The following is a 506-nucleotide window of genomic DNA, read 5'->3' as shown; positions in this document are numbered from 1 at the left end:
AGTCAAGAAGTTCTTACTTTTTTATGTGGCTTGATTGAGGAGGGACTGAGTCAAGAGCTCTTTTTCCCCAATCAAGGTCGTCACCTCTTTTTCCCTCTGACCTTTTTTGAGCAGGGAGTGGAGTTGCTGATGAACTTGGAAGATTTTCATTTTGAACACCAGATTACTAGTTATGAAAATCTTCTCTTTCATGATTTAGATCCCGATGCGGAACTGTTCTCTTTTTCTGTGCAGGAGTTTCCCGATTATTTTGAGATGGAGATTTCTGAAAGTGAGCGAGTTAACGTATTCTATGGAGGGGCAGTTCTCTTTCGTAAGGGGAATCTTTATCTCTTAAACCCTAAACAAATCAGCCTCCTAAAGGAAATCAAAGAGCTCCCTCAGGAGGAAAGAGGGAGAAAACGCCTCCAGTTTGACAACAGTGATCGTGACCGTCTGGCCGCCTGTCTTCCTTTGTTTGGACAGCTGGGCACAGTTTCTGCTCCTGAGCGCTTGCAAATCAGACC

Annotated in this window: 1 protein-coding gene; it reads left to right on the top strand. The window is 44.1% G+C overall.

Translation table 11 applies throughout. The annotated features are described in order from the left end of the window. Positions 1 to 506, top strand: a 506-nt coding sequence (locus tag GMD1S_RS08985; protein WP_000313682.1) for an SNF2 helicase associated domain-containing protein, incomplete at both ends; no start/stop codon positions are given.

It is taken from the genome of Streptococcus sp. GMD1S (genome assembly GCF_000296875.1).
Classification (GTDB): Bacteria; Bacillota; Bacilli; order Lactobacillales; family Streptococcaceae; genus Streptococcus.
The sequence above is the reverse complement of the archived record's forward strand: the minus strand, read 5'-3'. Positions and strand labels throughout refer to the sequence as shown.